The following is a 23611-nucleotide window of genomic DNA, read 5'->3' on the forward strand; positions in this document are numbered from 1 at the left end:
CCATGGCGGATACCGCTGACAAGCTGCGCGAGGTCTTCGTCGAGGCGCTGGACCTCGATGCCGACGTCGACGTCGAGAACCTGAAGTACCGCGACCTCGAGGCGTGGGACTCCGTCGGTCACATGGCGCTGATCGCGGCCGTCGAGGACGAGTTCGACGTCGAGTTCGACACCGACCAGGTCATCGACATGAGCAGCTTCAAGGTCGCGCTGGACATGGTGACCGGCCTGCTGGCCAAGAATGACTGATCTGGACGGCCGGGTCGCGCTGGTCACCGGCGGCACCCGCGGCATCGGCCTGGCCACCGTGCGCGCGCTCGCCGAGGCGGGCGCGACCGTGGTTCTGACCGGCCGCGACGAGGCGAAGGCCAAGGAGGCCGCCGCGTCGGTGTCCGGGTCCGGGTCCGTAAGCGGGCTCGCCCTCGACGTCACCGACGCCAAAGCGGTGTCCACTGTGGTCCGGGGGGTCGCGAAGGAGCACGGCAGGCTCGACATCGTCGTCGCGAACGCGGGGATCATGGAGGACGCGCTGCTCGGGATGATCCGCGAGGAGCTCGTCGACACCACCCTCAGCACGAACGTCGCGGGCACGATCCACACGGTCCAGGCGGCCGCGCGGGCCATGATGCGCAAGCGCTCCGGCGCCATCGTGCTGCTCGCCTCGATCGTCGGTGAGTACGGGAGCGCCGGTCAGACGGTGTATTCGGCCTCGAAGGCGGCGGTGGCGAACATCGCGTTGTCGGCGGCGAAGGAGCTCGGCCGGTCCGGGATCCGCGTCAACGCCGTGGCGCCGGGGGTCATCGAGACGGCCCTCACCGCGGGCTTGTCCGCCGAAGCCGTGGCCGAGAACGTCGGCAAGACCCCGCTCGGCCGCCTTGGCACGCCCGAGGACGTGGCGAAGGCGATCCGGTTCCTGGTGAGCGACGAGGCGTCGTTCATCACCGGGCAGATCCTGGGTATCGACGGAGGCTTGACGCTTTGAGGTTGCTGGGTGCGGGTGCACGGCTGGTGGACGTCGCAGGCGGGCGAGAACTGACCGGTCCGGAGCTCGAGGCCGAGATCGCGGCCGTCGCCGCCGAGCTCGCCGGGCTGCCGCCGGGTGTGCTGTTCGCGCGGATGTCCGTCGATCTCGGCAGCGTGCTGGGGTATCTCGGCGCGTTCGAGTCCGGGCGCGCGATCGCGTTGATCGACCCCGCGCTCGACGCGGACGTGCTCGCCGGGCTCGTCGAGCGCTTCCGGCCCGCCGCGGTGCTCAACGCGGCCGCGTCCCCGCCGGACGCCCCGCCAGCCGGGTACGCGGTGTCCGGCGCGAACTGGCGGCGGGAGTCCGCGGCCGGCGTCGTGCCGCATCCCGACCTGGCCGTGCTGCTGCCGACGAGCGGTTCCACCGGCAACCCCAAGCTCGTCCGGCTCTCCCGCGAGGCGATCCTCTCGAACGCCGACGCGATCGCCCAGGTGCTCGGCATCACCGCCGATGAGGTCGCGCCGACCTGCCTCCCGCTGCACTACAGCTACGGGCTCTCGGTGCTGAACTCCCACCTGATCCGGGGCGCGACTGTCGTCATCGAGCCCTCCGGGGTGCTCGGCCGCGGGTTCTGGGACGCGGTGAACACCCACGGCGTCACCTCGCTGGCCGGGGTGCCCTACCACTACGAGATGCTCCGGCGGCTCAAGTTCGACCCGGCCAAGTACCCGACGCTGCGCACGCTGACGCAGGCGGGCGGCAAGCTGCGCGACGAGCTGGTCGCCGAGTTCAACGACCGGATCCGGGCGGTCGGCGGGCGGATGTTCGTCATGTACGGCCAGACCGAGGCCGGGCCGCGGATGACCACCGTGCCCGCCGAGCGGCTCGAGGAGAAGGCCGGTTCGGCCGGTCCCGCGCTGCCCGGCGGCTCCTTCGCCGTGCGGCGGGACGACGGTTCGGAGACGACGCACCCGAAAATCGTCGGTGAGGTCGTCTACCGTGGGCCCAATGTGATGATGGGCTACGCCGAGGACGAGGCCGCGCTGGCCGGGGGTGACGAGCAGGGGGGCCTGCTGGCCACCGGCGACCTCGGCTATCTCGACGAAGACGGTTACCTGTTCATCACCGGGCGGCTCAAGCGCATCGGCAAGGTGTTCGGCAACCGGATCAGCCTGGACGACCTCGAGCAGGCCGTGCGGTCGGCTTCGGTCGGCATCGACGTCGTGGCCGCCGTGGCGGGCGGGGACAAGGTCGTCCTGTTCGCCGAGCTGCCCGACAGCGGCGGCGCCAAGGACATCTGCAAGGACGCCGCCAGGGCCCTGTCCGAGCGGCTGCACCTGCACGCCAGCGGGTTCGACGTCAGGCCCGTGGACACCGTGCCCCTGCTGGCCAGCGGCAAGATCGACTATCGCTCGTTGGAGGCGCAAGTATGAGTGTGTTCACGTTGAGCGAGGCCGAGCGGGAAGCCCAGCTGCTGCCCCGGCTCGCCGAGCTGACCGCCCACCACCGCGAGAACTCCACCGGCTACGACCGGATCCTCTCCTCGCTCGGCATCGAGCGGGACGCGGGATTCGAGCGGATCGCGGACCTGCCGTGGCTCCCGGTGCGCCTGTTCAAGACGCACGACCTGAAGAGCATCCCCGACGAAGAGGTCTTCAAGACCCTCACCTCCTCGGGCACCACCGGGGCCGGTGCGTCGCGCATCTACCTGGACAAGGACGCCGCCGCCGCGCAGACCAGGCAGCTCGGCGCGACCCTGCAGGAGGTGCTCGGGCCGGACAGGCTGCCGATGTTGATGGTCGACACGATCGGCATCATCAAGAACCGCCGGTCGTTCTCCGCGCGCGGGGCCGGGGTGCTGGGCATGGCCAACTTCGGCCGCAAGCACACGTACGTCCTCGACGAGAACGACCAGCCCGACGTCGAAGCGGTGAAGCAGTTCCTCGCGGCGTACGGCGACAAGCCGTTCCTGATCTTCGGCTTCACCTTCATGGTGTGGCAGTACCTGTACGAGGTCGCGCGTGAGCACAAGCTCGACCTGTCGAACGGCATCCTCGTCCACTCGGGCGGCTGGAAGAAGCTGATCGACCGCGCGGTCGACAACGGCGAGTTCCGCAGGCGGTTCAAGGCCGACACCGGGCTGCACCAGATCTACAACTACTACGGGATGATCGAGCAGATCGGCACGGTGTTCCTCGAGGGCCCGTCCGGGAACTCGCTCTACTGCCCCGACTTCGCCGACGTCGTGATCCGCAACCCGCAGACCTGGGAAGAGCAGCCGGTCGGCGAGCCGGGCGTGATCGAGGTCATCAGCACCCTGCCGCACTCGTACCCGGGGCACGTGCTGCTGACCGAGGACCTCGGCGTCTGCAACGGGATCGACGACGGGGACTGGCCAGGCAAGCACTTCTCGGTGCTGGGCAGGCTGCCCAAGGCCGAGGCCCGCGGTTGCTCGGATACCTTCTCAGGAGCAGCGGCGTGACACTCGAACAGCGTTTTCCGGCCGCCTCTCCGATCGAGGTCGGCAAGCTCGTCGACGAGCTCGGCACCGAGCCCGAGGGTGGCAGGCTCAAGGTTGGCGACCCCCGCATCGTCGAGTTCCTGACCAAGTTCGCGCGCAAGCTGCTCGCGCCCGCGACGGCGCGCCGGTTCCCGGAGCTCGCCTCGCTGGGTTTCTTCCTGCGCAAGGGGGAAATCGCCAAGGCACTGGCCACTTTGGAGACCTCGGGTGACGCGCTGCGCTTCCCGCGCGGGCTGGTCTTCCACGTGCCCCCGGCCAATGTGGACACCATTTTCGTCTACTCGTGGGCGTTGTCCGCCCTCGCCGGGAACCACAACGTCGTGCGGGTGTCCTCGCGCTCGGCGGGCGCGGCCGAGGCCGTGCTCGAAGCGCTGAACGCCGCGCTGTCCGAAGTGGAGCCGACGGTCGCGCGGGCGATCGCCTCGACCCAGCGGATGGTCACCTACGACCGCAGCGACGCGATCAGCGGCGCGCTCTCGCTCGCCGCCGACCTGCGCGTGATCTGGGGCGGGGACACCTCGGTCGCCGCGCTGCGGCAGTACCCGCTCGCGCCGCACGCCCGTGACCTGACGTTCCCGGACCGCTCGTCCTTCGCCGTCGCGTCCGTGGCTGGCTGGCAGGGCGCGTCCGAGGCCGAGCGGCTGGTCGCCGCCGAGGGCTTCTACAACGACTCGTACTGGTTCGACCAGGCCGCCTGCTCGTCACCGCGCGCGGTGTTCTGGGTCGGCGACGCCGATGCCGCCCGCGTCGCCGGGAGCGAGTTCCGCACGCTGCTCGCGGGCGTCCTGGAGACGAAACAGCACGTCACCGAGCCCGCGATGGCCGTCCAGAAGCGCGTGTCGGCCTACGGCGCCGCCGTGGACGGGCTCGTCACCACGATCTCGTTCGACGGCGCCGGGCCCGACACCAACGGGCTGGCCACGCTCGAGCTGGCCGACCCGGCGGTGCTGCCGCGCGAGTGGCTCGGCGCCGGGACGTTCGCCAATTCGAGCGTCGCCTCGCTGTCGGAGCTGGTCCGGATCGTGCTCCGCAAGGACCAGACGGTCACGCAGTTCGGCTTCACCAAAGAAGAACTGGTCGCGTTCGCGACCGAACTGGCCGGCCGCGGGGTCGACCGGATCGTCCCGTTCGGCTCGGCGCTGACCTTCTCCGCGGTGTGGGACGGCTACGACCTGCTGGCCGAATTCAGCCGCCTGGTCAGCGTCGCCGGATGACGGCACGTATCGTGCCTGCGGTGGCCGGTGAGGAGACGTCGATGACGACTGTGGAAACGCCCGACTGGGCTGAGTCTGATGATTTGGCCCCCCCTAAGGGTAAGCAACCCAAGTCGACCAAAGCGAAAATCATCGACGTCGCTCGATGGATTGCCTTGGTGGCGGTCATCGGCTTCGCGGCCAAGCAGCTCGCGTCGAACTGGGACGAGTTCTGGCGGACCCTGCACGACGTCGCCTGGCAGTCCTCGGTGCTCAGCCTGGTGACGCTGGTCGCGGCGATCATGGTCTCGACGTACGGCTGGCAGATGATGGTCGACGACCTCGGCGAGCCGGTCGGCTACGCCAGGGGCGCGCAGATCTGCCTGGTCGGCTCGCTCGGAAAGTACGTCCCGGGCTCGGTGTGGGCCTACCTGCTGCAGATGGAGCTGGGCCGCAAGGCCGGGCTCGCCCGCGCCCGGATCTTCACCGGCTCGCTGATCCAGCTCGGCGTCGGCGTCGTCTCGGCGCTGGTCGTCTCGCTGTTCGCGGCCCCCGCGGTGTTCAGCAACAGCCCCAAGGCGCTCTGGCTGTTCGTGCTCATCCCGATCGGGCTCGCGCTGCTGCACCCCCGGGTGCTGACCTGGGGCACCTCGCTGGTGCTGCGCATCCTGCGCCGCCCGCCGCTGGACCACCGGCTGAGCTGGAAGGTCATCGGCAAGGTCTTCGGCGCGGCGACCCTGGCCTGGATCCTGCAGGGCGTGCACCTCTGGCTGCTGGCCAACTCGGTCGGCGCGCCCGGGTTCAGCGGGTTCGTCCTGTGCGTCGGCGCGATGGCCGTCTCGATGACGGTCGGCACGTTCGCGTTCATCCTGCCCAGCGGCGTCGGCGTCCGCGAGGTCGCGCAGGTGGCGGTGCTGACCGCCAGCGGCCTCACCGTCGGCCAGGCGACCGCGTTCGCCATCGCGTCCCGCGTGATGTTCACCGTGGCCGACCTGCTCACTGCGGGCGGTGCAGCACTCGCCGCCCGCCTGACCCGCGCCCCCGCGCCCGTCGGTCAGACCCAGTAGGGGACGCGGGCGCGGCCCGATTGTAGATGCCCCTGAAGGCCACCATGAGGGACTTAGACGCCCTCATGGTGGCCTTCAGGGACTTCTGGGCGGACGAGCGTGGCCAGGCCGCGGCGAATCCGGCGATCATGGCTCGACTAACCGGTCGACCAGGTGACCACAGAGCCTCGCGACGGCCAAGTGCCCCTGAAGGCCACCATCACAGCGTAAAACGCCGTGATGGTGGCCTTCAGGGGCACTGTGGCTAGACGTTGACGCGGTAGATCAGTGCGTCGGGGTTTTGGTAGACCTGGGTGAGGAACGGGAGCCCGTCCAGGTTCTGCAGGCCCACCTCCCGCTCGGCGTTCTTCGGCGAGCCGGGACGGCGGATGATCAGCCAGTGGATGTTCAGCCGCTTCACCGCGGCCCTGACCTCGGCGTCGGAGTCGTAGTCGCGGAACTTCGTCGCGAGCGTGAGGGCGTCCTTCGGCGGGAACGTCTGGTCGAAGTGCCCGGCGACCGTGCGCACCCCGGAGACCGAGTACGTCCAGACGGTGCCGTCCCGCCGGTCGTTCATCGCCCATTCGCCCGGCTTCGCGAGCTTGCCGAGTTCGAGCATCGCGGCCGCTTCGTCCGGGGTCACCGGGATCTCGTGCCGGTTCGTCTCGGCCGTGTCGCCGTAGCCGGGGGCGACGTGGGTGGCGTTCGAGCTCGCGTACAGGCCGCCGGAGAGGCCGGTGAACGCCAGCAGGACCACGATCGCGACAACGACCGCGGGCACGCGCGGCAGCTTGTCCCGCAGCCAGGCCTGTGACTCGGCCAGCCCGTGCCCGGCGAGCACGCTCAGCGGCACGGTGGCCATCGCGACGAACCGGTACGGGTCGTCCCACCAGGGCCGCGAGATCGCCATCAGCAGCGGGTTGTCCGAAGACGCCACGGCGGCGTAGAGCAGCCCGGTGACCAGCGCCGTCCCGCCGACCCACTTCAGCGCGCGCAGGCGGCTGAAGAAGACGAGCCCGAGGAACAGCGCGGCGGAGAGCCAGACCTGCGGATACGGGCCGAAGTGCTGGAAGCCCAGCAGCGAACCGACCGCGGTGGTCGCCCGATACTCGATCGGCCAGCCGTAGTACGGGACGTCGCCCGCGGCCAGGCCCAGCGCGCCGAACAGCTGCAGCCACGCCACCGGCACCGCGAGGACCGCGATCGGCAGCAGCGCCAGCAGGTCACGGCCCAGCCGCCGCAGCCGGGCGTCGCCGGTGACCCAGCGCTGCAGCAGCATCGGAGCCGAGAACAGGATCCCGCCGAACAACGTCGACGAGTGCACGCACAGCAGCCCCAGCGCGGCGGCGAGCAGGATGAAGCCGGTGTCCGGCGCGGGCCGGTCCAGGTAGCGGCGGGCCGCCACGACGGCCACCGGGGTCAGCGCGAGACCCAGCAGGAACGGCAGCAGCGGGCCGCGGGACATCGAGTCGTACAGGCCGATCGCCGGGGCGACGGCGGTCAGCGCGACCGCGCCTGCCAGCACGGCCCGCCCGCGGAACTCGCGGATGACAGTGACCAGCGACAACGCCAGCAGGCCCGGCAGCAGCGCGGTGTTGACGTTCATCGTCAGCGGGACGGAGGCGCCGCTGAGCAGGTGGGTCACCGAACCGAGCAGGTGGTAGGCGTTCGGGTAGAACACCGGCAGCGCGCCGTTGTACCAGTTGACCTGGCTGGTGCCGAACAGGCCGCCGTCGCCGGTGTCGGCGATGTAGCGGATGGCGTTCGCGTGGTACGGCGCGTCGAAGCCCTGCGAGATGACGTCGAGGCTGCCCATCCCGTCGATGACCGCGTACATGCCGGCGGCCGTGGCGACCAGCAGGCACGCGCCGACGGCCAGGTGCCCCTTGCGGGCCCAGAGGCCCGGCTCGGGCTCCGGCGCCCAGCGGCGCACGGTGAACCGGCGCAGGCCGTACGCGACCCCCACGAACAGCACGGTCACCACGAGGTAGGTCACGGGATTGAAGGGGATGCCGATCGCGGCGGCCCACGGCCCGCTCAGGCCGCCGATGGCGTAGCTCAGCAGCGGGGTGAGCCCGGCCAGGGCCCAGCCGCGCAGTCCGGCGGCGAAGCCGGTGAGCAGACCGGGGATCCCCATGACGAGCAGGGCGACGAAGATCGTGACTATGTCGAAGAAAACACTGGTTTCCGTGGGCACTGACATCCTCAGACGGTGAGGATCCGCAAGAGATCTGGCACCGCGGATCGGATTGTCAGGCCATGTTAACGACCGGCTCCGGCCGCTCGAAGCAGGGTCTCTCGACCGTTTCGTGTCGACTACGTCACCGGACCGAAACATTTTCGCCCGGTAATCGATATCCCGTGGAGGCCAGTGCGCTTTCGGGGGAGGTGGATCGGGTGGTCGTCGCCGTCGTCGGGGCCTGGGTCCTGCTCGCGGCCTTCGTGCTGGCGGCCTGGACCCGCGTCGCCACGGTCAGGGCCTGGCGGGTCGCCGCCCTGCTGCTGACACTCGGCTTTTCCCTCCTCCACCAGCTGATGTTCTCCACGCTGGCCGACGACGCCTTCATCACCTTCCGCTACGCGCTCAACGTCGCCGACGGCTACGGGCCGGTCTTCAATCCCGGTGACCGGGTCGAGGGCTACGTGAACTTCCTCTGGATGCTCCTGATCGCGCTGCCACGCGCGATGTTCGGCGGCGACGTCGAGGCGTTCGCCGCGGTGCTCGGCGTCCTCGCCACCCTCGGCTGCGTGCTGCTCGCCTACTTCACCGCCAACCGCGTGGCCGCGCTGGCGCTGCCCGAAGGCGCTCGGCCGCGTCCGGCCCTCGGGGTGGCCGCGGCGGTGCTGACGGCCGGTGCGGGCGGGCTCGCCGTCTACGGGCCGTCGGGCATGGAGACGCCGCTGTTCGTGCTGCTCGTGCTCGCTGTCTGTCACGCGCTCGCCGCGAGACGGCCGGTCGTGGCCGGAGTGCTTGTCGCGTGCGCCGTGATGACCTCTCCCGACGGGCTGATCGTCGCGGTGGCCGCCGGTGGCGCGCTGGCGATCGCGGCCGTCCGGGGCAGGCACAGCTGGTGGGTTCCCGGTGGGTACGCGCTCGGCGCGCTGGTCTTCCTGGTCCCGTGGACGGCCTGGCGCGTCACCTACTACCACCATCTGCTGCCGAACTCGCTGGTCGCGCGGTTCGGCGGGCCGCTCGGGCCCCAGCTGTCGGCGGGTTGGCGCTATCTGTCCGGGTTCTCGCTGGTCCACCAGGGTTTCCTGCTGATCGGCCTGGTCGCGGTGGTGGCACTGACGGTGCGCCGGACGCTCGCGGGCCCCGCCGAATCGGGCGCCCGTTCGCCGATCTGGCTGATGTTCGTGCTCGTGCTGGGCCTGACGGCGGGCGTCGTCGTGCAGGGCGGGGACTCGGCGCCCTCGTGGCGGCTGCTGGCCGTCGTGCCGCCGCTACTCGCTGTCGCCTCCGTCGCCACGTACGGGGTTCTCACGACGTCCGCGGCCATGAAGCCATCACCGCGGCCACGGTTCTGGACCGCCGGGACCCGCCTGCTGCCGACGGCGGCTTTCGGGCTGACCGGGATCGCGGTGCTGGTCTCGATCCTCAGCCCGGACATGCTCAGGCGCGTCGGCGACCTGCGCACCGAGGGCGCGCAACTGGGCGAGGTCGGCTCGTGGCTTGGCGGGCATCTGCCGCCGGGTTCGGTCGTCAGCGCGTCCGCCACCGGGGTGCTGGCGTACCGCGCGGGCCCGCAGCTGCAGGTCGTGGACGTCCTCGGGCGGACGGACGAGCACATCGCCCGCGACGTGGCCAACGACTACGAGTACGTGGTCAACGCCCGGCGGCCCACCCTCGCGGTGACCACGGGCACCGGCTACGACCAGCGGCAGAGCTGCGCGATGGACCCCCGCTACAGCGGGAAGTACGAGGCCGCGACCTTCCGCCGGGCGGGCACGCCCTACTGGATCACCGTCTACACCCGCACCGAGCAGACCAAGACCCTCACTTCGGATCTTGACACGGATCCGAGGTTCATCTATGTAGCCTGTCCGCGATGACTGCTGGGGAACAGACCATGATGGCTGGCCGGACCGCGCGCCCACCAACCCGTGACGCCGTTTTCGGGCTCGCTGTCTTCGCCGTGACGCTGGGCTTGCTGCTGGTGCGGTTCCTGGTGCCGCGGCCGATCGGCGTCTCCAACAACGGCGACGGCGCCCGTGTGCTCTGTGGCGCGGGTATCCCGTGGAAGGGCGGGCCGGAGTCGTACGTCCACCTCTTCTACGGCGCCCCGGCCGGGGCCTGCCAGCAGACTTATGTCCTGAGCCAGGTCTGGCTCACCCAGATCGCGCGCTGGCTCGGCGAGGTGGCGGGGCTCCAGTCGACGTTGAGCCTGGTGGTGCTCGGCCTGCTCGGTTCGGTGATCGCCGCCGCGGCGGTCACCCTGATCGTGCTGGGCCTGCCGTACTCACGCCGCGTGCGGCTGGCCGCGGCCGCCGCGTTGCTGCTGGTGGTCGCCGACTCGGCGTTCTTCGGCTACTTCGCGTCGGTGCTGGGCGAAGGCGCCGCGTTCCTGGGGATCCTGCTCGCCGCGGGCGGCCTGCTGCTCACAGCGCGTCCGGGCTGGTGGGGCTACGCGGGCCTGGCGGTGACCCTGGTCGGCGGGTTCGTCGCGGTGAACGCCAAGGTGCAGACGTTGATGATCCTGCCGCTGCTGGCGCTGGCGGTGTTGCTCGTCCGCCCGGCGACCCGGCGGGGGTTCGCGCGCTGGCTGCCCGCGCTGCTCGTCGTCGTCGCGCTGGCCGGGACCACCTGGTACGCGCAGCAGACCATCGAGCCGCCGAAGTCGCCGTTCGGCGAGGTCTCGGCGCTGCCCGGCGATGATTCGCGCGAGATCAACATGTTCAACACGATCTTCCTGACGATCGTCGACGGCAAGCACGACACCCAGGCCGATCTCGCGGAACTGGGGTTGCCCGCCTCGTTCGCGCAGTACGCGGGCAACGGCTGGTGGCACGCGCACCCGGCCACGCTCGACCCGCTGTACCTGCGGTACCGAACGCAGATCACCCGCGGCAACGTCATCTCCTACTTCGCGAACCACCCAGGACGCACGCTCGGCGTGCTCGACCGGGCGGCGGGCGACCTGCTCACCGCGCGGCCGGACTACCTCGGCAGCTTCGACCAGTCGGCCGGGTTCGCGCCGCGGGCGCAGGAGTACCGCGTCCCGGTGCTCTCCTCGGTCACCAAGCTGCTCGCCCCGCTGGGACTGTTCGCGCTGGCGCCGTTGTGGCTGCTGATCGGCTGGCGGGCCTGGCGTTCCCGGCGCGAGGCGCTCGGGGTGCTGCTCGCGTTCCTGCTCGCCGTGGGCGCCGGGCAGTTCGTGCTGGCCGCGCTGGGCGACGGGTTGGAGAACATCAAGCACCAGTCCGTCGCGCTGTACTGCACGCTGCTGGCGCTGGCGCTGGCCGGCGTGGTCTGGAACGCAAAACCTACGGAACCGTAGGTTCGGCACCCTACGGTCGCGTAGCCTGGTGGGATGGCTGAGCTGGTGTACCCGCCCGTGATCGCGGCGGCCAAGATCATGTTCCGGGTGCTGGACAATCGCATCCGGATCGACGGCGCCGAGAACATCCCGGCCACCGGCGGCGCGGTGATCGCGTGCAACCACGTGAGCTACCTCGACTTCATCTTCTGCGGCCTGGGCGCTCAGCCCGCGAAGCGGCTCGTGCGGTTCATGGCGAAGAAGGAGATCTTCACCAACAAGGTCGCCGGCCCGCTGATGCGCGGCATGCACCACATCCCCGTCGACCGCGAAGCCGGGATCGCGTCGTACCGCGAGGCGCTGAAGCGGCTCAAGGACGGCGAGATCGTCGGAGTGTTCCCCGAGGCGACGATCAGCCGGTCGTTCAAGATCAAGGAAATCAAGTCCGGCGCGGTGCGGATGGCCGCGGCCGCGGGGGTGCCGATCATCCCGATGGCGCTGTGGGGCACGCAGCGGCTGTGGACCAAGGGCCGTCCCCGTGAGCTGAGCAAGCGCCACGTGCCGGTCTCGATCCTGGTCGGCGAGCAGATCCACGTCACCAGGCAGGACGACTCCGAGGTCGCGACCAAGGACCTCCGCCTGCGCATGAGTGAACTGGTGGACCGGGTCCAGGCCGAGTACCCCGCGAAGCCCGCCGACGACGCCGACCGCTGGTGGCTCCCCGCGCACCTCGGCGGCACCGCCCCCACGCCCGAAGAGGCCATCGCCCTCGACAACCGCTAACCCCCCACGCCCCCGTTCGAAGGTCCCTGAAGGCCACCATGACGGCGTTAAACGCCGTCATGGTGGCCTTCAGGGACAGTGGACCAAGGGACCGCGCGGGTTCAGAACCAGCGTTCCAGGACCTGGGCGACGCCGTCCTCGGCGTTGGGGCCGGTGACCTCGTCGGCGATCTCGAGTACGGCGGGGTGTGCGTTGGCCATGGCGACGCCGTGGCCCGCCCAGCTCAGCATGTCCAGGTCGTTGGGCATGTCCCCGAAGGCGATGATCCGCTCGCCCGCGACCCCGAGCCGCTCGGCGACCTCGGCCAGCCCGGTCGCCTTGGTGACGCCGTGCGCGGCGAGCTCGATCAGGCCGGAGTTCGAGGAGTACGTCACGTCGACGGCGTGCCCGAGCACCTCGCGGGCGGCCAGCGCCATCTCGTCCGAGCGCATGCCGCGCCTGCTGATCAGCAGCTTGATCGCGGGCTTGCCGAGGACCTCGGCGCGGGGCGAGGTCCGGCCTTCGCCGTCGCCCCAGGGATTGTGGTAGTCCGGCTCGATCACGAAGTTCCGCATCTCGTGGTCCGCGGCCCCGGCCCCCGCGTTGATGCGCTCGGCGGCCAGACGGCAGCCGGGCAGCACCTTGTCGAGCGCGCTCGCCGCGTCGTGCAGGAGCTCGGGTTCGAGCAGCCCGTGCACCGCGATCACGGTGTCCGTCCCGACCTCGTAGAGCACCGCGCCGTTCGCGCAGACCGCGTAGCCGTCGAGCCCGAGCGGCTGGGCGATGGGCGCCATCCAGCGCGGCGGGCGGCCGCTGACCAGCACGAACGGCACCCCGCCGTCGACGGCGCGGCGGACCACGGCGATGGTGCGGTCGGTGAGGGTCTCGGCAGGACTCAGCAGGGTGCCGTCCACGTCCGACGCGATCAACAGGGGTTTGTCCACGCCCTCATTCTTCCTGACGCGGCCACCGAATATCGTCCCGTGCGGCGAACTGCCGGTCACAGCCGATACGGTCGGTCGTTGTGCGCGCAGGAATCGTCATTCTCCCCGAAGACCGTTGGTGGGCCGCCGAGCCCAAGTGGAAGGCCGCCGAGGAATACGGCTTCGACCACGCCTGGACCTACGACCATCTCGGCTGGCGGAACCTGGTGGACGGCCCGTGGTTCAGCGCGGTCCCGACACTGACCGCGGCGGCCATGGTCACCTCGAAGATCCGCCTCGGCACGTTCGTGGCATCGCCGGTGGCCCGCCACCCCGTGCCGTTCATGCGTGAGCTGAACACCCTCGACGACATCTCCGACGGCCGCTTCATCCTCGGTGTGGGCGCCGGCGTCGACCACGAGCACTACGACGCCGAGGTGCTCGACGGGCCCGCGTTGAGCGTCAAGCAGCGGATGGCCAGGTTCACCGAGTTCATCGAGGCCCTCGACGGGCTGCTGATGACCGACAAGTTCGACTTCCAGGGCGAGTACTACCGGGCGAAGGGCGCCCGCAACCTCCCGGGCACGGTCCAGCGCCCGCGGCTGCCGTTCGTCGTCGCGGCGAACGCCCCGCGCTCGATGACGCTCGCCGCCCGGTTCGGCGCGGGCTGGGTCACCACCGGCCGCAAGTCCGAGACGATGGACGAGTGGTGGCGCGGCATCGCCGAGCTCGTCGAGATCTTCGGCGAACGGCTGGCCGAGACGGGCCGCGAGCCCACGAGCATCCACCGCTACCTCAGCCTCGACTCGGGGCCGGTGTTTTCGCTCTCGAGCGTGGACGCCTTCGCCGACGCGGTCGGGCGGGCCGGTGAACTCGGGTTCACCGATGTCGTCTCGCACTGGCCGCGCTCTGGCGAGCCGTACGAGGGGCACGAGGCGGTCCTCGAAAAGGTCGCCCACGAGGTGCTACCGACGTTGCGTACGACCTAAGTATTGCTCCGAACGGGTGATATCGGCCCGAGCAGGAAACCGATTACCCGCTTTCTTCGTCGAGTACATGTAACGGGTTAAACCAGGGGGGACGGGCCGTTCGCGGCCCACCTGGTTCACCCCGGGGGTGATGGGGGACAACGGCCCCCGTGGTCGCGACAGGGGCAGTCCGCGACCACGGGGGCCCTCTCCTTGCCCGCTGCTTGACGAGTCCGCTACTTGACGATCGTGTAGATCGTGGCGTCCGGGTTCTGGTAGTCCTTGCGCAGGAAGTCCAGGCCGTCGAGGTCACGCAGGCCGGGGGCCCGCGGCGCGCCCGGCCGGATCGAACCGTGCCCGAGCAGCACGTGCCGCACGTCGAGCCGCGCCACCGCCGCCCGCACCTCGGGGTCGGTGTCGTAGTCGCGGAAGTGCAGCAGCAGGTACGAGGCGTCCTTCGGGCCCGCGCCGCCGTCGTAGTGCCCGGCGACCGGGTGGATGCCGGTGATCGCGTACAGCCAGGCCGTGCCGTCCAGCCGGTCGTTGAGCACCTTCTCGTGCGGCCCGGCACCCAGCTTGACCAGCTCTTTCATCGCTGTCAGCTCGGCGGGCAGCACCGGCGGCTCGACCTCGCCCTCCGGCCCGTTGTAGTACAGGAACGACACCGCCGTCGCGTTCGCCGTCGTGTAGAAACCGCCGGTCAGCACCGCCACCGCGAGCACCACGAACGTCGCGCTCGCCAGGCCGAGGCGGGCGGGCAGCGCGGGCCGCGCGCGCACCCAGGCGCGGCCGGACATGTACTTCGCGAACCAGCGCTGGATCTCGGCCATGCCGTGCCCGGCGAGCAGGCACAGCGGGATCGCGGCGAGCGACATCAGCCGGTAGCGGTCGTTCCACCACGGCCGCGACAGCGAGATCACCCACGGCTCGGCGCCGAACGAGGCGACCAGCACGAACAGCACCGAAAGCCCGAGCGCGGAGAGCAGCACCCAGCGCATCCGGCCCAGCGCGAGGAAGCTCAGGACGCCGACCGCGAGCAGCACGGTCAGCCACACCTGCGGGATGCTCAGCACCTGCCGGAACGTCGCGAGCAGCGCCAGCGACCGGCCGACCGGGAGATCCGAGCCCCACGGGTAGTACGGGTACGAGCCCGAGGTGAACGTGAGGGCGCCGAGGATGTGCGGCGCGGCCAGCAGCGCGCTGGCCACCATCACCGGCAGCATGCGCAGCACGTCGCCACCGGCCACCCGCAGGCCGGAGGTCTCCTCCGCTACACCGTCGGTCGCCTTGCCCCGGAAAGCCCGGTACCAGCGCTGCAGCACGAGCGGGAACGCGAACAGCAGCGCCCCGAACAGCGCGCTGGAGTGCGCCGCGAGCAGCCCGACCGCCGTCAGCGCGAGGACGTAGCCGGTCGCGGGCGCCGGGGCGACGACGAAGCGCTGGAGCGCGACCACCGCCAGCGGGGTGAGCACGATGCCCAGTGCGAATGGCAGCAGCCCGCTGGACACGGACTCGTAGGCGCCGGTCGTCGCGGCGGCGGCCACCAGCGCCGTGCACCCGGCGTGCACCGCGCGGCCGCCGAGCTGGCGGACCAGCGCCGCCATCGACAGCGCGAACAGCCCCGCGACGGGCACCGTGATGGCGTTGAGCGTGACCGGGATGGTGGCCCCGGAGATGCTGTAGACCAGGGCGCCGACCAGGTGGTACGCGTTCGGGTAGAACTGCCCGTCGGGGTACCAGTTGATGGTGCCCATGCCGGTCAGCGAGCCGTCACCGGTCTCGGCGATGTACCGGATGCCGTTCGCGTGGAACACCGTGTCCCAGCGCTGGAAGACCGCCGTCGTGCCGCCCTTGGCCGAAAGCACCACGAGGATCGACAGCCCGGTGGCGACCGCGACACACGCGGCGACGGCCAGGTTTTCCCGGCGTGACCAGCTCGAAGGTGGTTTTTCGGCGGCCGCGGTGACCCAGCCGCGGCTGAGCGCGAGCCTGCGCAGGCCGTAACCCAGCGCGGACAGCAGCAGCGTGCAGACGGCGACGGAGGCGGTGTTGTACGGCAGACCGGCCAGTGCCAGCCACGGCCCGGCCAGGCCGGTCACCGCGTAGCTCAGCAGCGGGGCGAGCCCGGCCAGCGGCCAGCCGCGGACGCCGGACGCGTACCCGATGAGGCCGCCGGGGATCGCCAGCACTGCCAGATAGGTGGCGATCGCGCCGAAATACGGCCAGAACGTGTCCGGTGCAGTCACTCCGCTGCTTCCTAGGTGGGGCGTGTGAAGAAGGTAAAACGTGATGCTCGGTGCGGGCACCGGCGAGCACCTGCGTACCCTGAGCGCCCGTGAGCGCGCACACGAACCCCGCCAAGATTACTGAAGACGATTTCACCGGTTACGACCTGATCGTAGTCGGCTCCGGTTTCTTCGGCCTGACAGTGGCCGAACGAGCGGCAGCCGAGCTCGGTAAGAAGGTCCTCATCCTCGAACGGCGCAGTCACCTCGGTGGCAACGCCTACTCGGAGGCCGAACCGGAGACCGGGATCGAGGTGCACCGTTACGGTGCGCACCTGTTCCACACCTCGAACAAGCGGGTGTGGGAGTACGTCAACCGGTTCACCGAGTTCACCGGCTACCAGCATCGCGTGTTCGCGCGGGTCAAGGACCAGGTCTACTCGTTCCCGATGAACCTGGCACTGATCAACCAGTTCTTCGGCAAGTCGCACACCCCCGACGAGGCGCGTGCGCTCATCGCCGAGCAGTCGGCGGAGGTCGACGCCGCCCAGGTGCAGAACCTCGAGGACAAGGGCGTCTCCCTGATCGGCCGCCCGCTGTACGAGGCGTTCGTCAAGGGTTACACCGCCAAGCAGTGGCAGACCGACCCCAGGGAACTGGACGCGTCGATCATCAACCGCCTCCCGGTGCGCTACAACTTCGAGAACCGCTACTTCAACGACACCTACGAGGGCCTGCCGGTCGACGGCTACACCGCGTGGCTCGAGAAGATGGCCGAGCACGAGAACATCACCGTGCGGCTCGACACCGACTACTTCGACGTCCGCGAGCACATCCCCGCCGGTACGCCGACGGTGTACACCGGCCCGCTGGACCACTACTTCGACTACTCCGAAGGCCGCCTCGGCTGGCGCACGCTGGACTTCGAGCAGGAGGTCGTCGCGACCGGCGACTACCAGGGCACTCCCGTCATGAACTACAACGACGAAGAGGTCCCGTACACCCGGATCCACGAGTTCCGCCACTTCCACCCGGAGCGGGATTACCCGACCGACAAGACGGTCATCGTCCGCGAGTACTCGCGGTTCGCGAAGGAAGACGACGAGCCGTACTACCCGGTCAACACCCCGGAGAACCGCGAGAAGCTCGAGGCCTACCGGGAGCTGGCGAAAGCGGAGGCCAAGGAGCGCAACGTGCTCTTCGGCGGCCGCCTCGGCACCTACAAGTACCTCGACATGCACATGGCGATCGGTTCGGCGCTCTCGGCGTTCGACAACAAGATCGCCCCGCACCTGACCGATGGCGCGCCGCTCGACGGGTCCCTCGAAGATGCTTGAGAAGGGCAGCTCGGCCACTGGCGAAGTAGCCGTCCTCTCCAAGGCGCAGAGCGTCCTCAAGAGTGACGTCACGGTGAAGGCCGCTCGTGGGCTTTCGCACTTCGGTGAGCACAGTGCGGGCTGGTTCGCGCTCGGCCTGATCGGCGCCGCGGTGGACAAGCCGCGGCGCAAGGACTGGCTGGTCGCAGCGGTCGGAGTGGTCGGCGCGCACGCCGCGTCGATCGCCGTCAAGCGGGTCGTCCGGCGGCCGCGGCCGGACCATCCCAGCGTCGAAGTGCTGGTGGGGACGCCGAGCAAGCTGAGCTTCCCCTCCTCGCACGCGACCTCCACCACGGCGGCGGCGGTGCTCTACTCCGGATTGACCGGGCGTAACCTGGTGCCCGCACTCGTACCGCCGATGCTGGCTTCACGTCTCGTGCTCGGCGTTCACTATCCGACCGACGTGCTGGCCGGTGCCGCCCTGGGGGGCCTGATCGGCGGTCTGATCAGAGGGAAGCTGAAGCGACGATGAGCGAAACGACCGAGCGAGCCGAAGATGTCGCCACCCCGGCTCCCAAGGGAGGCCCGCTGGCACTGCCGAAGGGCATCCTCAAGACCGCCCGGCCACGCCAGTGGGTCAAGAACGTGCTGGTGTTCGCGGCGCCGTTCTTCGTGTTCTCGAAGTCCAACGACCGCACCGGGCTGCTCCTGGACGCGATCGTGGCCTTCGTGGCGTTCTCGCTGGTCGCTTCCTCGGTCTACCTGATCAACGACGCGGTCGACGTCGAGGCGGACAAGGCCCACCCGACCAAGCGGAACCGGCCGATCGCGGCCGGGATCGTGCCGGTGCCGGTGGCCTACGTCTCGGCCGTCGTGTTCTTCGCGGCGGGGCTCGGGGTCTCGTTCCTCGCCAGCTGGCAGCTCGCTGTCGTGCTGTGTGTGTACGAAGCGGTTCAGCTCGGTTACTGCTTCGGCCTGAAGCACCAGCCGGTGGTGGACCTGGCGATCGTCGGCTCGGGCTTCCTGATGCGCTCGATCGCCGGTGGGGTGGCCAGCGGTATCCAGATGTCGCAGTGGTTCCTGCTGGTCACGGCGTTCGGTTCGCTGTTCATGGTGGCGGGCAAGCGGTACGCCGAGATCATGCTGTTCGAGCGCACCGGGGCGAAGATCCGCTCCTCGCTGAAGAAGTATTCGGCAAGCTACCTGCGGTTCGTCTGGGCCACCTCGGCCGCGATCCTGATCATGTCCTACTGCATGTGGGCGTTCGAGCTGCGGCAGAAGTCCGACAACTCGCTCTGGGCCGTCGTCTCGATGGTCCCGTTCGTGGTGGCCGTCCTGCGTTACGCCGTCGACGTCGACGGCGGCAACGGCGGCGAGCCCGAGGAGATCGCCCTGCGCGACCGGGTCCTCCAGGTCCTCGGCGGGACCTGGATCATCACCCTGTTCCTCTCGTTCTACCTGTAAGAACGCGTCTGAGAACTGTCGCAGCAGCCGCCGCTCGAAGCCTCGGGCGCCCGTCCTTCGAAGCCGCCTACCCTCCACAAAGGACGGAAAGCCTACCCATTCGCCCGCCTCATACCGCCACCACCGTTTCGCGCGTGCCCCTGAAGGCCACCATGACGGCGTTAAACGCCGTGAAGGCTCCCATCAGGGCACACGGCAAACCTGGGGTGGCGGCTGAAGGGGACTCTAAGTCCTCGACTGCCTCTGAAGGCCACCTTGAGGGACCTGGAGTCCCTCAAGGTGGCCTTCAGCGCGTTCGGCGTTTCGGAGGGTGATTCGACAGGTTACGTACAGCTTCCGCACAGGAATCCGGCTCACTCTGGAAAGCGGAGGCAGGCAGGACGCCGGTCTCCGTGACACCAGGAGCCGAAGATGAATGACCCGAAGGACCACGACCCGACGCGCGAACAGCTCGTGGCGGGTGCCGAGGACAAGACGGTCGAGGACAAGACCGTCGAGCAGACCGCCGTGCACCCCGCTCAGCCCGCCGCCGGGGTGCCCCAGGCCGAGGCTCCGGCGGAGGCCACCACACCGCACCAGGAGCAGGCGCCACAGGCCGCACCCGCCGCGGGCCCGCCTCAGCCTCCGGCGGGGCCGCCGCCGGGCTGGGTGCCCGCTCAGCCGCAGCCGACCGGCCCAGGACGTTTCCGGCGCTTCGCCGGGCACCGGGCGACGCAGCTCGTGGGCGTCGGCCTGGTGGGCGTGCTGCTGGGCGGAGGCATCGTAGGCGCGGCTGTGGGCTTCTCCGGCCACGGTAACCAGGGCAACGAACGGCCTGGCATCTCCCGTCAGCACAAGGGCGGCCCCAACGGCGGCCCCGGCGGCACTGGCGATCGCGGCGGCCGCGGCGGCATGCAGCGCGGTGGCCCTGCCGCTCCCGGCGGCAACGCCCCCGCCGCTCCCGCCGCTCCCGGCGGCTACGGCACCTGACCCCGCAATGCGCTGAAGGCCACCATGAGGGACTTAAACGCCCTCATGGTGGCCTTCAGAGGCAGCTGGGAATCAGTCCTTGACGCGGGGGATGCGCTGGGTGACCTCGGCCTGAGTCTCGGCGGGAGCGCCAGCCGCGGTCGCCTTCTTCTCGCGGCGGGACTTGAGGTACTCGAGCGCGATCGGGACCACCGAGATCAGCACGATCAGGATGAAGATCGAGTCGACGTTGTTCCGGATGAAGCCGATGTTGCCCAGCAGCGCCCCGAGCACGGTGATGCCAGCGGCCCACAGGATGCCGCCGATCACCGTGTAGGTGAAGTAGCGCTTCGGGTCCATCCGGCCGAGGCCCGCGATCCAGGTGATGAACGTCCGCACGAACGGCACGAACCGGGCCAGCACGACCGCCTTCGGGCCGTGCTTCTCCAGGAAGGCGTGCGTGTTGTCGATGTACTCCTTCTTGAAGAAGCGCGAGTCCGGCCGCTTGAACAGCGCCGGCCCCGCCTTCCAGCCGATGAAGTACCCGAGTGCGTTGCCCAGCAGCGCGGCGGCCGTGACGAGCACGCACACCAGCCACAGCGGAGCCTGGAGCTTGTCGCTCGCGATCAGCAGGCCGGCGGTGAACAGCAGGGAGTCGCCCGGCAGCACCGGGAAGACGCTGCTCTCGATGAAGATGATCAGGCACAGCACGGCCAGCACCGGCCCGGTCAGCCCGTCCAGCAGCTGAAGCGGGTCGAGCCAGGACGGCATGATGGACATGGTCTCTGTGGTCTGCGCGAGGATCACACCGAAAACGGTACAGGGTGACGCTGTGTGCCTTCACAGGACGCGGAAGTCCTGGTAGGGGACGGTTAAACGAGGGTTAGCAGCCCGACAACCGAACCGGCGGCGAGCCCGAGCAGCAGGGCCAGCAGGAGCACCCAGTGCGCGGGCAGCGGGACGCTCGCCGGGGCCGGACGCCGGACGGTCGCCTCCTCCGCCGCGGCCTCCTCGTCGCCGAGTGCCGCCCGTTCGCGTTCGAGCGAGTCAGCCCCCGCGCCGGACAGCAGCCCGTACTGCGGGGGCATCCCGCTCGCCTCGGTCGACGCCGTGGACGAGACCGAGGCAGGTTCGGGTGCCGGGGTGACGACCTCGGCGGTCACGCCCGGCTCATCCTTTTCGTCCGTCTTTTCGGGCGGTTCGGGCGGAGCCTCCGGTGGCAGCCGCTCGGCCTGCGGTGCGAACACGGCCTGTGCTCGTAGTGCGTCGGCCAGTAGCTGTTCCGGGTCCTTCGGCTCGCTCATGTCCTCACCCGTTCGTCCTAACCGCCCTCAACGGCCGATGCGTGGCCTGTCCCGCTCAAGGTAGCCGGGCCCACTTCCGTGACCCACTTGCCCTGGCGCAGCACCTTCGCCGGACGCAGCTCGTGGTCGAGCACGACCACGTCGGCGGTCAGGCCCGCTCGCAGCGCCCCGGTCCGATCGGCGATGCCGAGGAGCTCGGCCGGTTTGCCCGAAGTCGCCCACACGGCGTCCAGCACGTCGAGTTTCGCGCCGCGCACCAGGTTACGGAACGCGGTGTCCATCGTCAGCGTGCTCCCGGCGAGTGAGCCGTTCTCGGCGAGGGTGGCGACGCCGTCGCGGACGTCGACCTCCAGCCTGCCGAGGTTGTAGCGGCCGTCCGCGGCGTCGGTCGCCGACATCGCGTCGGTGATGAGGACGGTGCGTCGCCGCCCGGCGTGTTTCGCCGCGAGGCGTACCACGGTCGGGTGGAGGTGAACCAGGTCACAGATCAGCTCGACGGTGATGCGCTCGTCGTCCAGCAGCGCGCCGATCGGCCCCGGCTCGCGGTGGTGGAGCGGGCGCATGCCGTTGAACAGGTGGGTGGCGACGGTCGCCCCGGCGTCCACGGCGGGCCGGATCTGCTCTTCGATCCCGTCGGTGTGCCCGAGCGCGGCGATGACCCCGGACTCGGCGAGCTGCCGGACGGCCTTCACCCCGCCGTGCAGCTCAGGGGCCAGCGTGACCATCCGGATGGCGCCCCGGCCCGAGGTGAGCAGGGCGTTGATGGTCGCCGTGTCCGGTTCGAGCAGTGCCGCCGGATCGTGCGCGCCGCAGCGGATCTTGGAGATGAACGGGCCCTCGAGGTGGATGCCCGCGACCTCGTCGTCCTCGACCAGCTCACGCAGCGCGGCCATCTGGTCGCACAGCGCGTGAATCGGATCGGAGACGAGACTCGCGATCATCGTGGTCGTGCCGTGCCGCCGATGGGAGCGCACAGCGCTCATCAGCTCGTCCGGATCGCCGCTCGAGAACGAGCCGCCACCCCCGCCGTGGCAGTGGGTGTCGATGAAACCGGGCACGACCAGTGCCCCGTTCACGTCGACGTGCTCCCCGCCTGGCGGAGCGCCCGAACCCACTTGCCGGATACGCCCCTCGGCGATCACCAGCCAGCCGTCGTCGAGTACCCGGTCCGGGGCGGCGACCCGGCCGCCCGTGATCACGAAATCTCCGGCGCCCTTCACGTCACTCAGCATATATTGGTCTGGACCAGGCATGGCGGTACAACCCAGCGCTAGAGCGGATCAGCCGGGTTAATTCGGGGTTTGCATCGCCTTCTGCAGTGCCTCGAGCGCCCGGCTGGCGGTTGACTTAACGGTACCTTTCGAAATCCCGGCCGCCTCGGAGATCTCGGCCTCGCTCAGGCCGCCGTAGTACCGGAGCACCAGCACCTCGCGCTGGCGCGGCGGCAGCTTCGACAGCGCGCTCACCACGGCCTGGTGCTCACTCGAGAGCATGGCCAGGCTTTCGGCCGAACGGGCGTTCACCGCGTGGGGCGGGACGTACTCGCGGGCGGTCTTGCGGCGGCGCAGCACGCTGCGCGACCCGTTGACCACGGCCGTGCGCAGGTACCCGACGGCGGCCGCCGCGTCACGCAGGCGGCTCCAGTTGCGGTGCAGGCCGGTGAAGGCCTCCTGGACGACGTCCTCGGCCGTGGCCGGTTCGTCCACCAGCAGGATGGCGAGCCTGACCAGGCGCATGCGATGGGTGCGATAGAGGTCTTCCAAGTTCAGCGGTGCGGCAGGGGGCTGCGGCACGACCGGTCCGTCCATGGTCCGCAGATGGCCGAGGGTCGCCTCGACACTGCGTTCCGCATTGCCCTCCAGCATGAACCCCTGCCTGTCCTGTACCCGGTACGGCCGCGCGCGGTCTTGCTCACGTCGATCCAGGCGCGTACCTGTTTTTGTCCCGAACGCCTCACCGCGTTCCCGATGCCTGCTCAGCGTATCGGGTCGGCCCGGTCCTGCCACTGATCGGATGGTGGGAACGCTCACCCGGATGATGGACGGCATCGGTACGGTCGGCACCGCACCGTCCCGTTCCGCGTTGGAGGCTCTGATGGCCTGGTATCTCGTCGAAATCACCTACGTGCAGGAGAAGCTCGCCGAGGTGCGCCCCCGGCACCGCGACTTCCTGCGCGCCCTCGCGGCGGAGGGCAAGGTCGCGGTCGCCGGCCCCCTGGCCGACGGCCTCGGTGGCATCACGCTCTACCAGGCCGAGGACGACACGGCCCTGAAGGCCCTCATCGACCAGGACCCCTACCACCTCGAAGGCGTCATCGCGGAGCGCACGGTGCGTGAGTACAAGCCCGTGATCGGCGCGTGGGTCCCACCCGCCAACTAGTACTACAGAGCTAGATCTTTGCGTGTCGGTTCGTGATATCGGCTGCTGGTTGTGCGAGTGTTTGCGTGTGACCATTCCTTCTGCTGGGCGGGCTGGCGTCGCGGGCGGTGCGACTCGGGAAG

22 protein-coding genes are annotated in these 23611 nt (G+C 69.8%); 15 read left to right on the top strand and 7 right to left on the bottom strand.

Translation table 11 applies throughout. The features are described 5' to 3' along the window. The first annotated feature begins 2 nt into the window (after positions 1 to 2). Genes QMK34_RS35375 through QMK34_RS35400 form a run of 6 tightly spaced genes read left to right on the top strand, consistent with a single transcriptional unit; the run spans position 3 to position 5744 of the window. Complete coding sequence (locus tag QMK34_RS35375; protein WP_326419064.1) at positions 3 to 248, top strand: acyl carrier protein; 246 nt, start codon at positions 3 to 5, stop codon at positions 246 to 248. Beyond that, positions 241 to 981 (top strand): SDR family NAD(P)-dependent oxidoreductase, encoded by a 741-nt coding sequence (locus tag QMK34_RS35380; RefSeq protein ID WP_326419065.1) that lies wholly within the window; start codon positions 241 to 243, stop codon positions 979 to 981. Before QMK34_RS35375 ends, QMK34_RS35380 begins: the two co-directional genes overlap by 8 nt. Continuing rightward, a complete protein-coding gene (locus QMK34_RS35385) occupies positions 978 to 2396 on the top strand; it encodes an AMP-binding protein (RefSeq protein ID WP_326419066.1) in 1419 nt (472 codons plus the stop codon). Before QMK34_RS35380 ends, QMK34_RS35385 begins: the two co-directional genes overlap by 4 nt. Continuing rightward, positions 2393 to 3445: a LuxE/PaaK family acyltransferase gene (locus tag QMK34_RS35390; protein WP_326419067.1), complete on the top strand. Its 1053-nt coding sequence runs from the start codon at positions 2393 to 2395 to the stop codon at positions 3443 to 3445. Before QMK34_RS35385 ends, QMK34_RS35390 begins: the two co-directional genes overlap by 4 nt. After that, positions 3442 to 4698 (top strand): acyl-CoA reductase, encoded by a 1257-nt coding sequence (locus tag QMK34_RS35395; RefSeq protein ID WP_326419068.1) that lies wholly within the window; start codon positions 3442 to 3444, stop codon positions 4696 to 4698. Before QMK34_RS35390 ends, QMK34_RS35395 begins: the two co-directional genes overlap by 4 nt. A 41-nt stretch (positions 4699 to 4739) precedes the next feature. Next, on the top strand, positions 4740 to 5744 hold the full coding sequence (locus QMK34_RS35400; RefSeq protein ID WP_326419083.1) for a lysylphosphatidylglycerol synthase transmembrane domain-containing protein: 1005 nt from the start codon (positions 4740 to 4742) through the stop codon (positions 5742 to 5744). Positions 5745 to 5988: 244 nt separating this feature from the next. Here the strand turns inward: QMK34_RS35400 and QMK34_RS35405 are convergent, their stop codons facing one another. Continuing rightward, positions 5989 to 7926: a DUF6541 family protein gene (locus tag QMK34_RS35405; protein WP_326419069.1), complete on the bottom strand. Its 1938-nt coding sequence runs from the start codon at positions 7924 to 7926 to the stop codon at positions 5989 to 5991. 194 nt (positions 7927 to 8120) lie between these two features. Here QMK34_RS35405 and QMK34_RS35410 point away from each other — a divergent pair, with 194 nt between their 5' ends. The 3 genes from QMK34_RS35410 to QMK34_RS35420 are packed head-to-tail and all read left to right on the top strand — an operon-like array spanning position 8121 to position 11983. After that, entirely contained in the window at positions 8121 to 9776 is a 1656-nt protein-coding gene (locus QMK34_RS35410; RefSeq protein ID WP_326419070.1) for a hypothetical protein, read from the top strand. A gap of 20 nt (positions 9777 to 9796) precedes the next feature. Further along, entirely contained in the window at positions 9797 to 11221 is a 1425-nt protein-coding gene (gene wsfD, locus QMK34_RS35415; protein WP_442785280.1) for a glycan biosynthesis hexose transferase WsfD, read from the top strand. 33 nt (positions 11222 to 11254) lie between these two features. Then, on the top strand, positions 11255 to 11983 hold the full coding sequence (locus tag QMK34_RS35420) for a lysophospholipid acyltransferase family protein (RefSeq protein WP_326419071.1): 729 nt from the start codon (positions 11255 to 11257) through the stop codon (positions 11981 to 11983). Positions 11984 to 12084: 101 nt separating this feature from the next. On the opposite strand, the gene QMK34_RS35425 is transcribed toward QMK34_RS35420, so the two are convergent. After that, positions 12085 to 12906: an HAD family hydrolase gene (locus tag QMK34_RS35425; RefSeq protein WP_442785279.1), complete on the bottom strand. Its 822-nt coding sequence runs from the start codon at positions 12904 to 12906 to the stop codon at positions 12085 to 12087. Positions 12907 to 12986: 80 nt separating this feature from the next. Here QMK34_RS35425 and QMK34_RS35430 point away from each other — a divergent pair, with 80 nt between their 5' ends. Then, on the top strand, positions 12987 to 13874 hold the full coding sequence (locus tag QMK34_RS35430) for an LLM class flavin-dependent oxidoreductase (protein ID WP_326419072.1): 888 nt from the start codon (positions 12987 to 12989) through the stop codon (positions 13872 to 13874). A 215-nt stretch (positions 13875 to 14089) separates the two neighbouring features. On the opposite strand, the gene QMK34_RS35435 is transcribed toward QMK34_RS35430, so the two are convergent. After that, entirely contained in the window at positions 14090 to 16099 is a 2010-nt protein-coding gene (locus tag QMK34_RS35435) for a DUF6541 family protein (protein ID WP_326419073.1), read from the bottom strand. A gap of 89 nt (positions 16100 to 16188) precedes the next feature. Here QMK34_RS35435 and glf point away from each other — a divergent pair, with 89 nt between their 5' ends. The 4 genes from glf (at position 16189) to QMK34_RS35455 (ending at position 19827) form a co-directional block, all read left to right on the top strand. After that, a complete protein-coding gene (glf, locus tag QMK34_RS35440) occupies positions 16189 to 17415 on the top strand; it encodes a UDP-galactopyranose mutase (RefSeq protein WP_326419074.1) in 1227 nt (408 codons plus the stop codon). Continuing rightward, on the top strand, positions 17408 to 17926 hold the full coding sequence (locus tag QMK34_RS35445) for a phosphatase PAP2 family protein (protein WP_326419075.1): 519 nt from the start codon (positions 17408 to 17410) through the stop codon (positions 17924 to 17926). The genes glf and QMK34_RS35445 overlap by 8 nt, the downstream gene beginning before the upstream one ends. Continuing rightward, on the top strand, positions 17923 to 18858 hold the full coding sequence (locus tag QMK34_RS35450; protein WP_326419076.1) for a decaprenyl-phosphate phosphoribosyltransferase: 936 nt from the start codon (positions 17923 to 17925) through the stop codon (positions 18856 to 18858). Before QMK34_RS35445 ends, QMK34_RS35450 begins: the two co-directional genes overlap by 4 nt. A gap of 411 nt (positions 18859 to 19269) precedes the next feature. Further along, positions 19270 to 19827: a hypothetical protein gene (locus tag QMK34_RS35455; RefSeq protein WP_326419077.1), complete on the top strand. Its 558-nt coding sequence runs from the start codon at positions 19270 to 19272 to the stop codon at positions 19825 to 19827. Positions 19828 to 19899: 72 nt separating this feature from the next. Here QMK34_RS35455 and QMK34_RS35460 read toward each other — a convergent pair whose 3' ends face one another. The 4 genes from QMK34_RS35460 to QMK34_RS35475 all read right to left on the bottom strand — a co-directional run bounded on the left by QMK34_RS35460 (position 19900) and on the right by QMK34_RS35475 (position 22975). Beyond that, positions 19900 to 20613 (bottom strand): DedA family protein, encoded by a 714-nt coding sequence (locus tag QMK34_RS35460; RefSeq protein WP_326419078.1) that lies wholly within the window; start codon positions 20611 to 20613, stop codon positions 19900 to 19902. Positions 20614 to 20678: 65 nt separating this feature from the next. Then, entirely contained in the window at positions 20679 to 21110 is a 432-nt protein-coding gene (locus tag QMK34_RS35465) for a hypothetical protein (RefSeq protein WP_326419079.1), read from the bottom strand. 17 nt (positions 21111 to 21127) lie between these two features. Next, on the bottom strand, positions 21128 to 22309 hold the full coding sequence (gene nagA / locus QMK34_RS35470) for an N-acetylglucosamine-6-phosphate deacetylase (protein ID WP_326419086.1): 1182 nt from the start codon (positions 22307 to 22309) through the stop codon (positions 21128 to 21130). 90 nt (positions 22310 to 22399) lie between these two features. After that, positions 22400 to 22975 carry a SigE family RNA polymerase sigma factor gene (locus tag QMK34_RS35475; RefSeq protein WP_326419080.1) on the bottom strand — a complete coding sequence of 192 codons (576 nt, stop codon included), beginning with the start codon at positions 22973 to 22975 and terminating at the stop codon, positions 22400 to 22402. Between the two features lie 229 nt (positions 22976 to 23204). On the opposite strand from QMK34_RS35475, the gene QMK34_RS35480 reads away from it, so the two are divergent. Next, positions 23205 to 23489, top strand: coding sequence for a YciI family protein (locus QMK34_RS35480; protein WP_326419087.1), 285 nt, complete (start codon positions 23205 to 23207; stop codon positions 23487 to 23489). The last annotated feature ends 122 nt before the right edge of the window (positions 23490 to 23611 follow it).

This window comes from Amycolatopsis sp. H20-H5 (assembly GCF_035828755.1).
Taxonomy (GTDB): domain Bacteria; phylum Actinomycetota; class Actinomycetes; order Mycobacteriales; family Pseudonocardiaceae; genus Amycolatopsis.

Bases quoted from the DNA above. Each gene is read 5' to 3' on its own strand.
- QMK34_RS35480 (WP_326419087.1), top strand. From the start codon at position 23,205: ATGGCCTGGTATCTCGTCGAAATCACCTACGTGCAGGAGAAGCTCGCC.
- QMK34_RS35420 (WP_326419071.1), top strand. From the start codon at position 11,255: ATGGCTGAGCTGGTGTACCCGCCCGTGATCGCGGCGGCCAAGATCATG.
- QMK34_RS35405 (WP_326419069.1), bottom strand. From the start codon at position 7,926: ATGTCAGTGCCCACGGAAACCAGTGTTTTCTTCGACATAGTCACGATC.
- QMK34_RS35400 (WP_326419083.1), top strand. From the start codon at position 4,740: ATGACGACTGTGGAAACGCCCGACTGGGCTGAGTCTGATGATTTGGCC.
- wsfD (WP_442785280.1), top strand. From the start codon at position 9,797: ATGGCTGGCCGGACCGCGCGCCCACCAACCCGTGACGCCGTTTTCGGG.
- QMK34_RS35380 (WP_326419065.1), top strand. From the start codon at position 241: ATGACTGATCTGGACGGCCGGGTCGCGCTGGTCACCGGCGGCACCCGC.
- QMK34_RS35455 (WP_326419077.1), top strand. From the start codon at position 19,270: ATGAATGACCCGAAGGACCACGACCCGACGCGCGAACAGCTCGTGGCG.
- QMK34_RS35375 (WP_326419064.1), top strand. From the start codon at position 3: ATGGCGGATACCGCTGACAAGCTGCGCGAGGTCTTCGTCGAGGCGCTG.
- QMK34_RS35475 (WP_326419080.1), bottom strand. From the start codon at position 22,975: ATGCTGGAGGGCAATGCGGAACGCAGTGTCGAGGCGACCCTCGGCCAT.
- QMK34_RS35450 (WP_326419076.1), top strand. From the start codon at position 17,923: ATGAGCGAAACGACCGAGCGAGCCGAAGATGTCGCCACCCCGGCTCCC.
- QMK34_RS35445 (WP_326419075.1), top strand. From the start codon at position 17,408: ATGCTTGAGAAGGGCAGCTCGGCCACTGGCGAAGTAGCCGTCCTCTCC.
- QMK34_RS35390 (WP_326419067.1), top strand. From the start codon at position 2,393: ATGAGTGTGTTCACGTTGAGCGAGGCCGAGCGGGAAGCCCAGCTGCTG.
- QMK34_RS35465 (WP_326419079.1), bottom strand. From the start codon at position 21,110: ATGAGCGAGCCGAAGGACCCGGAACAGCTACTGGCCGACGCACTACGA.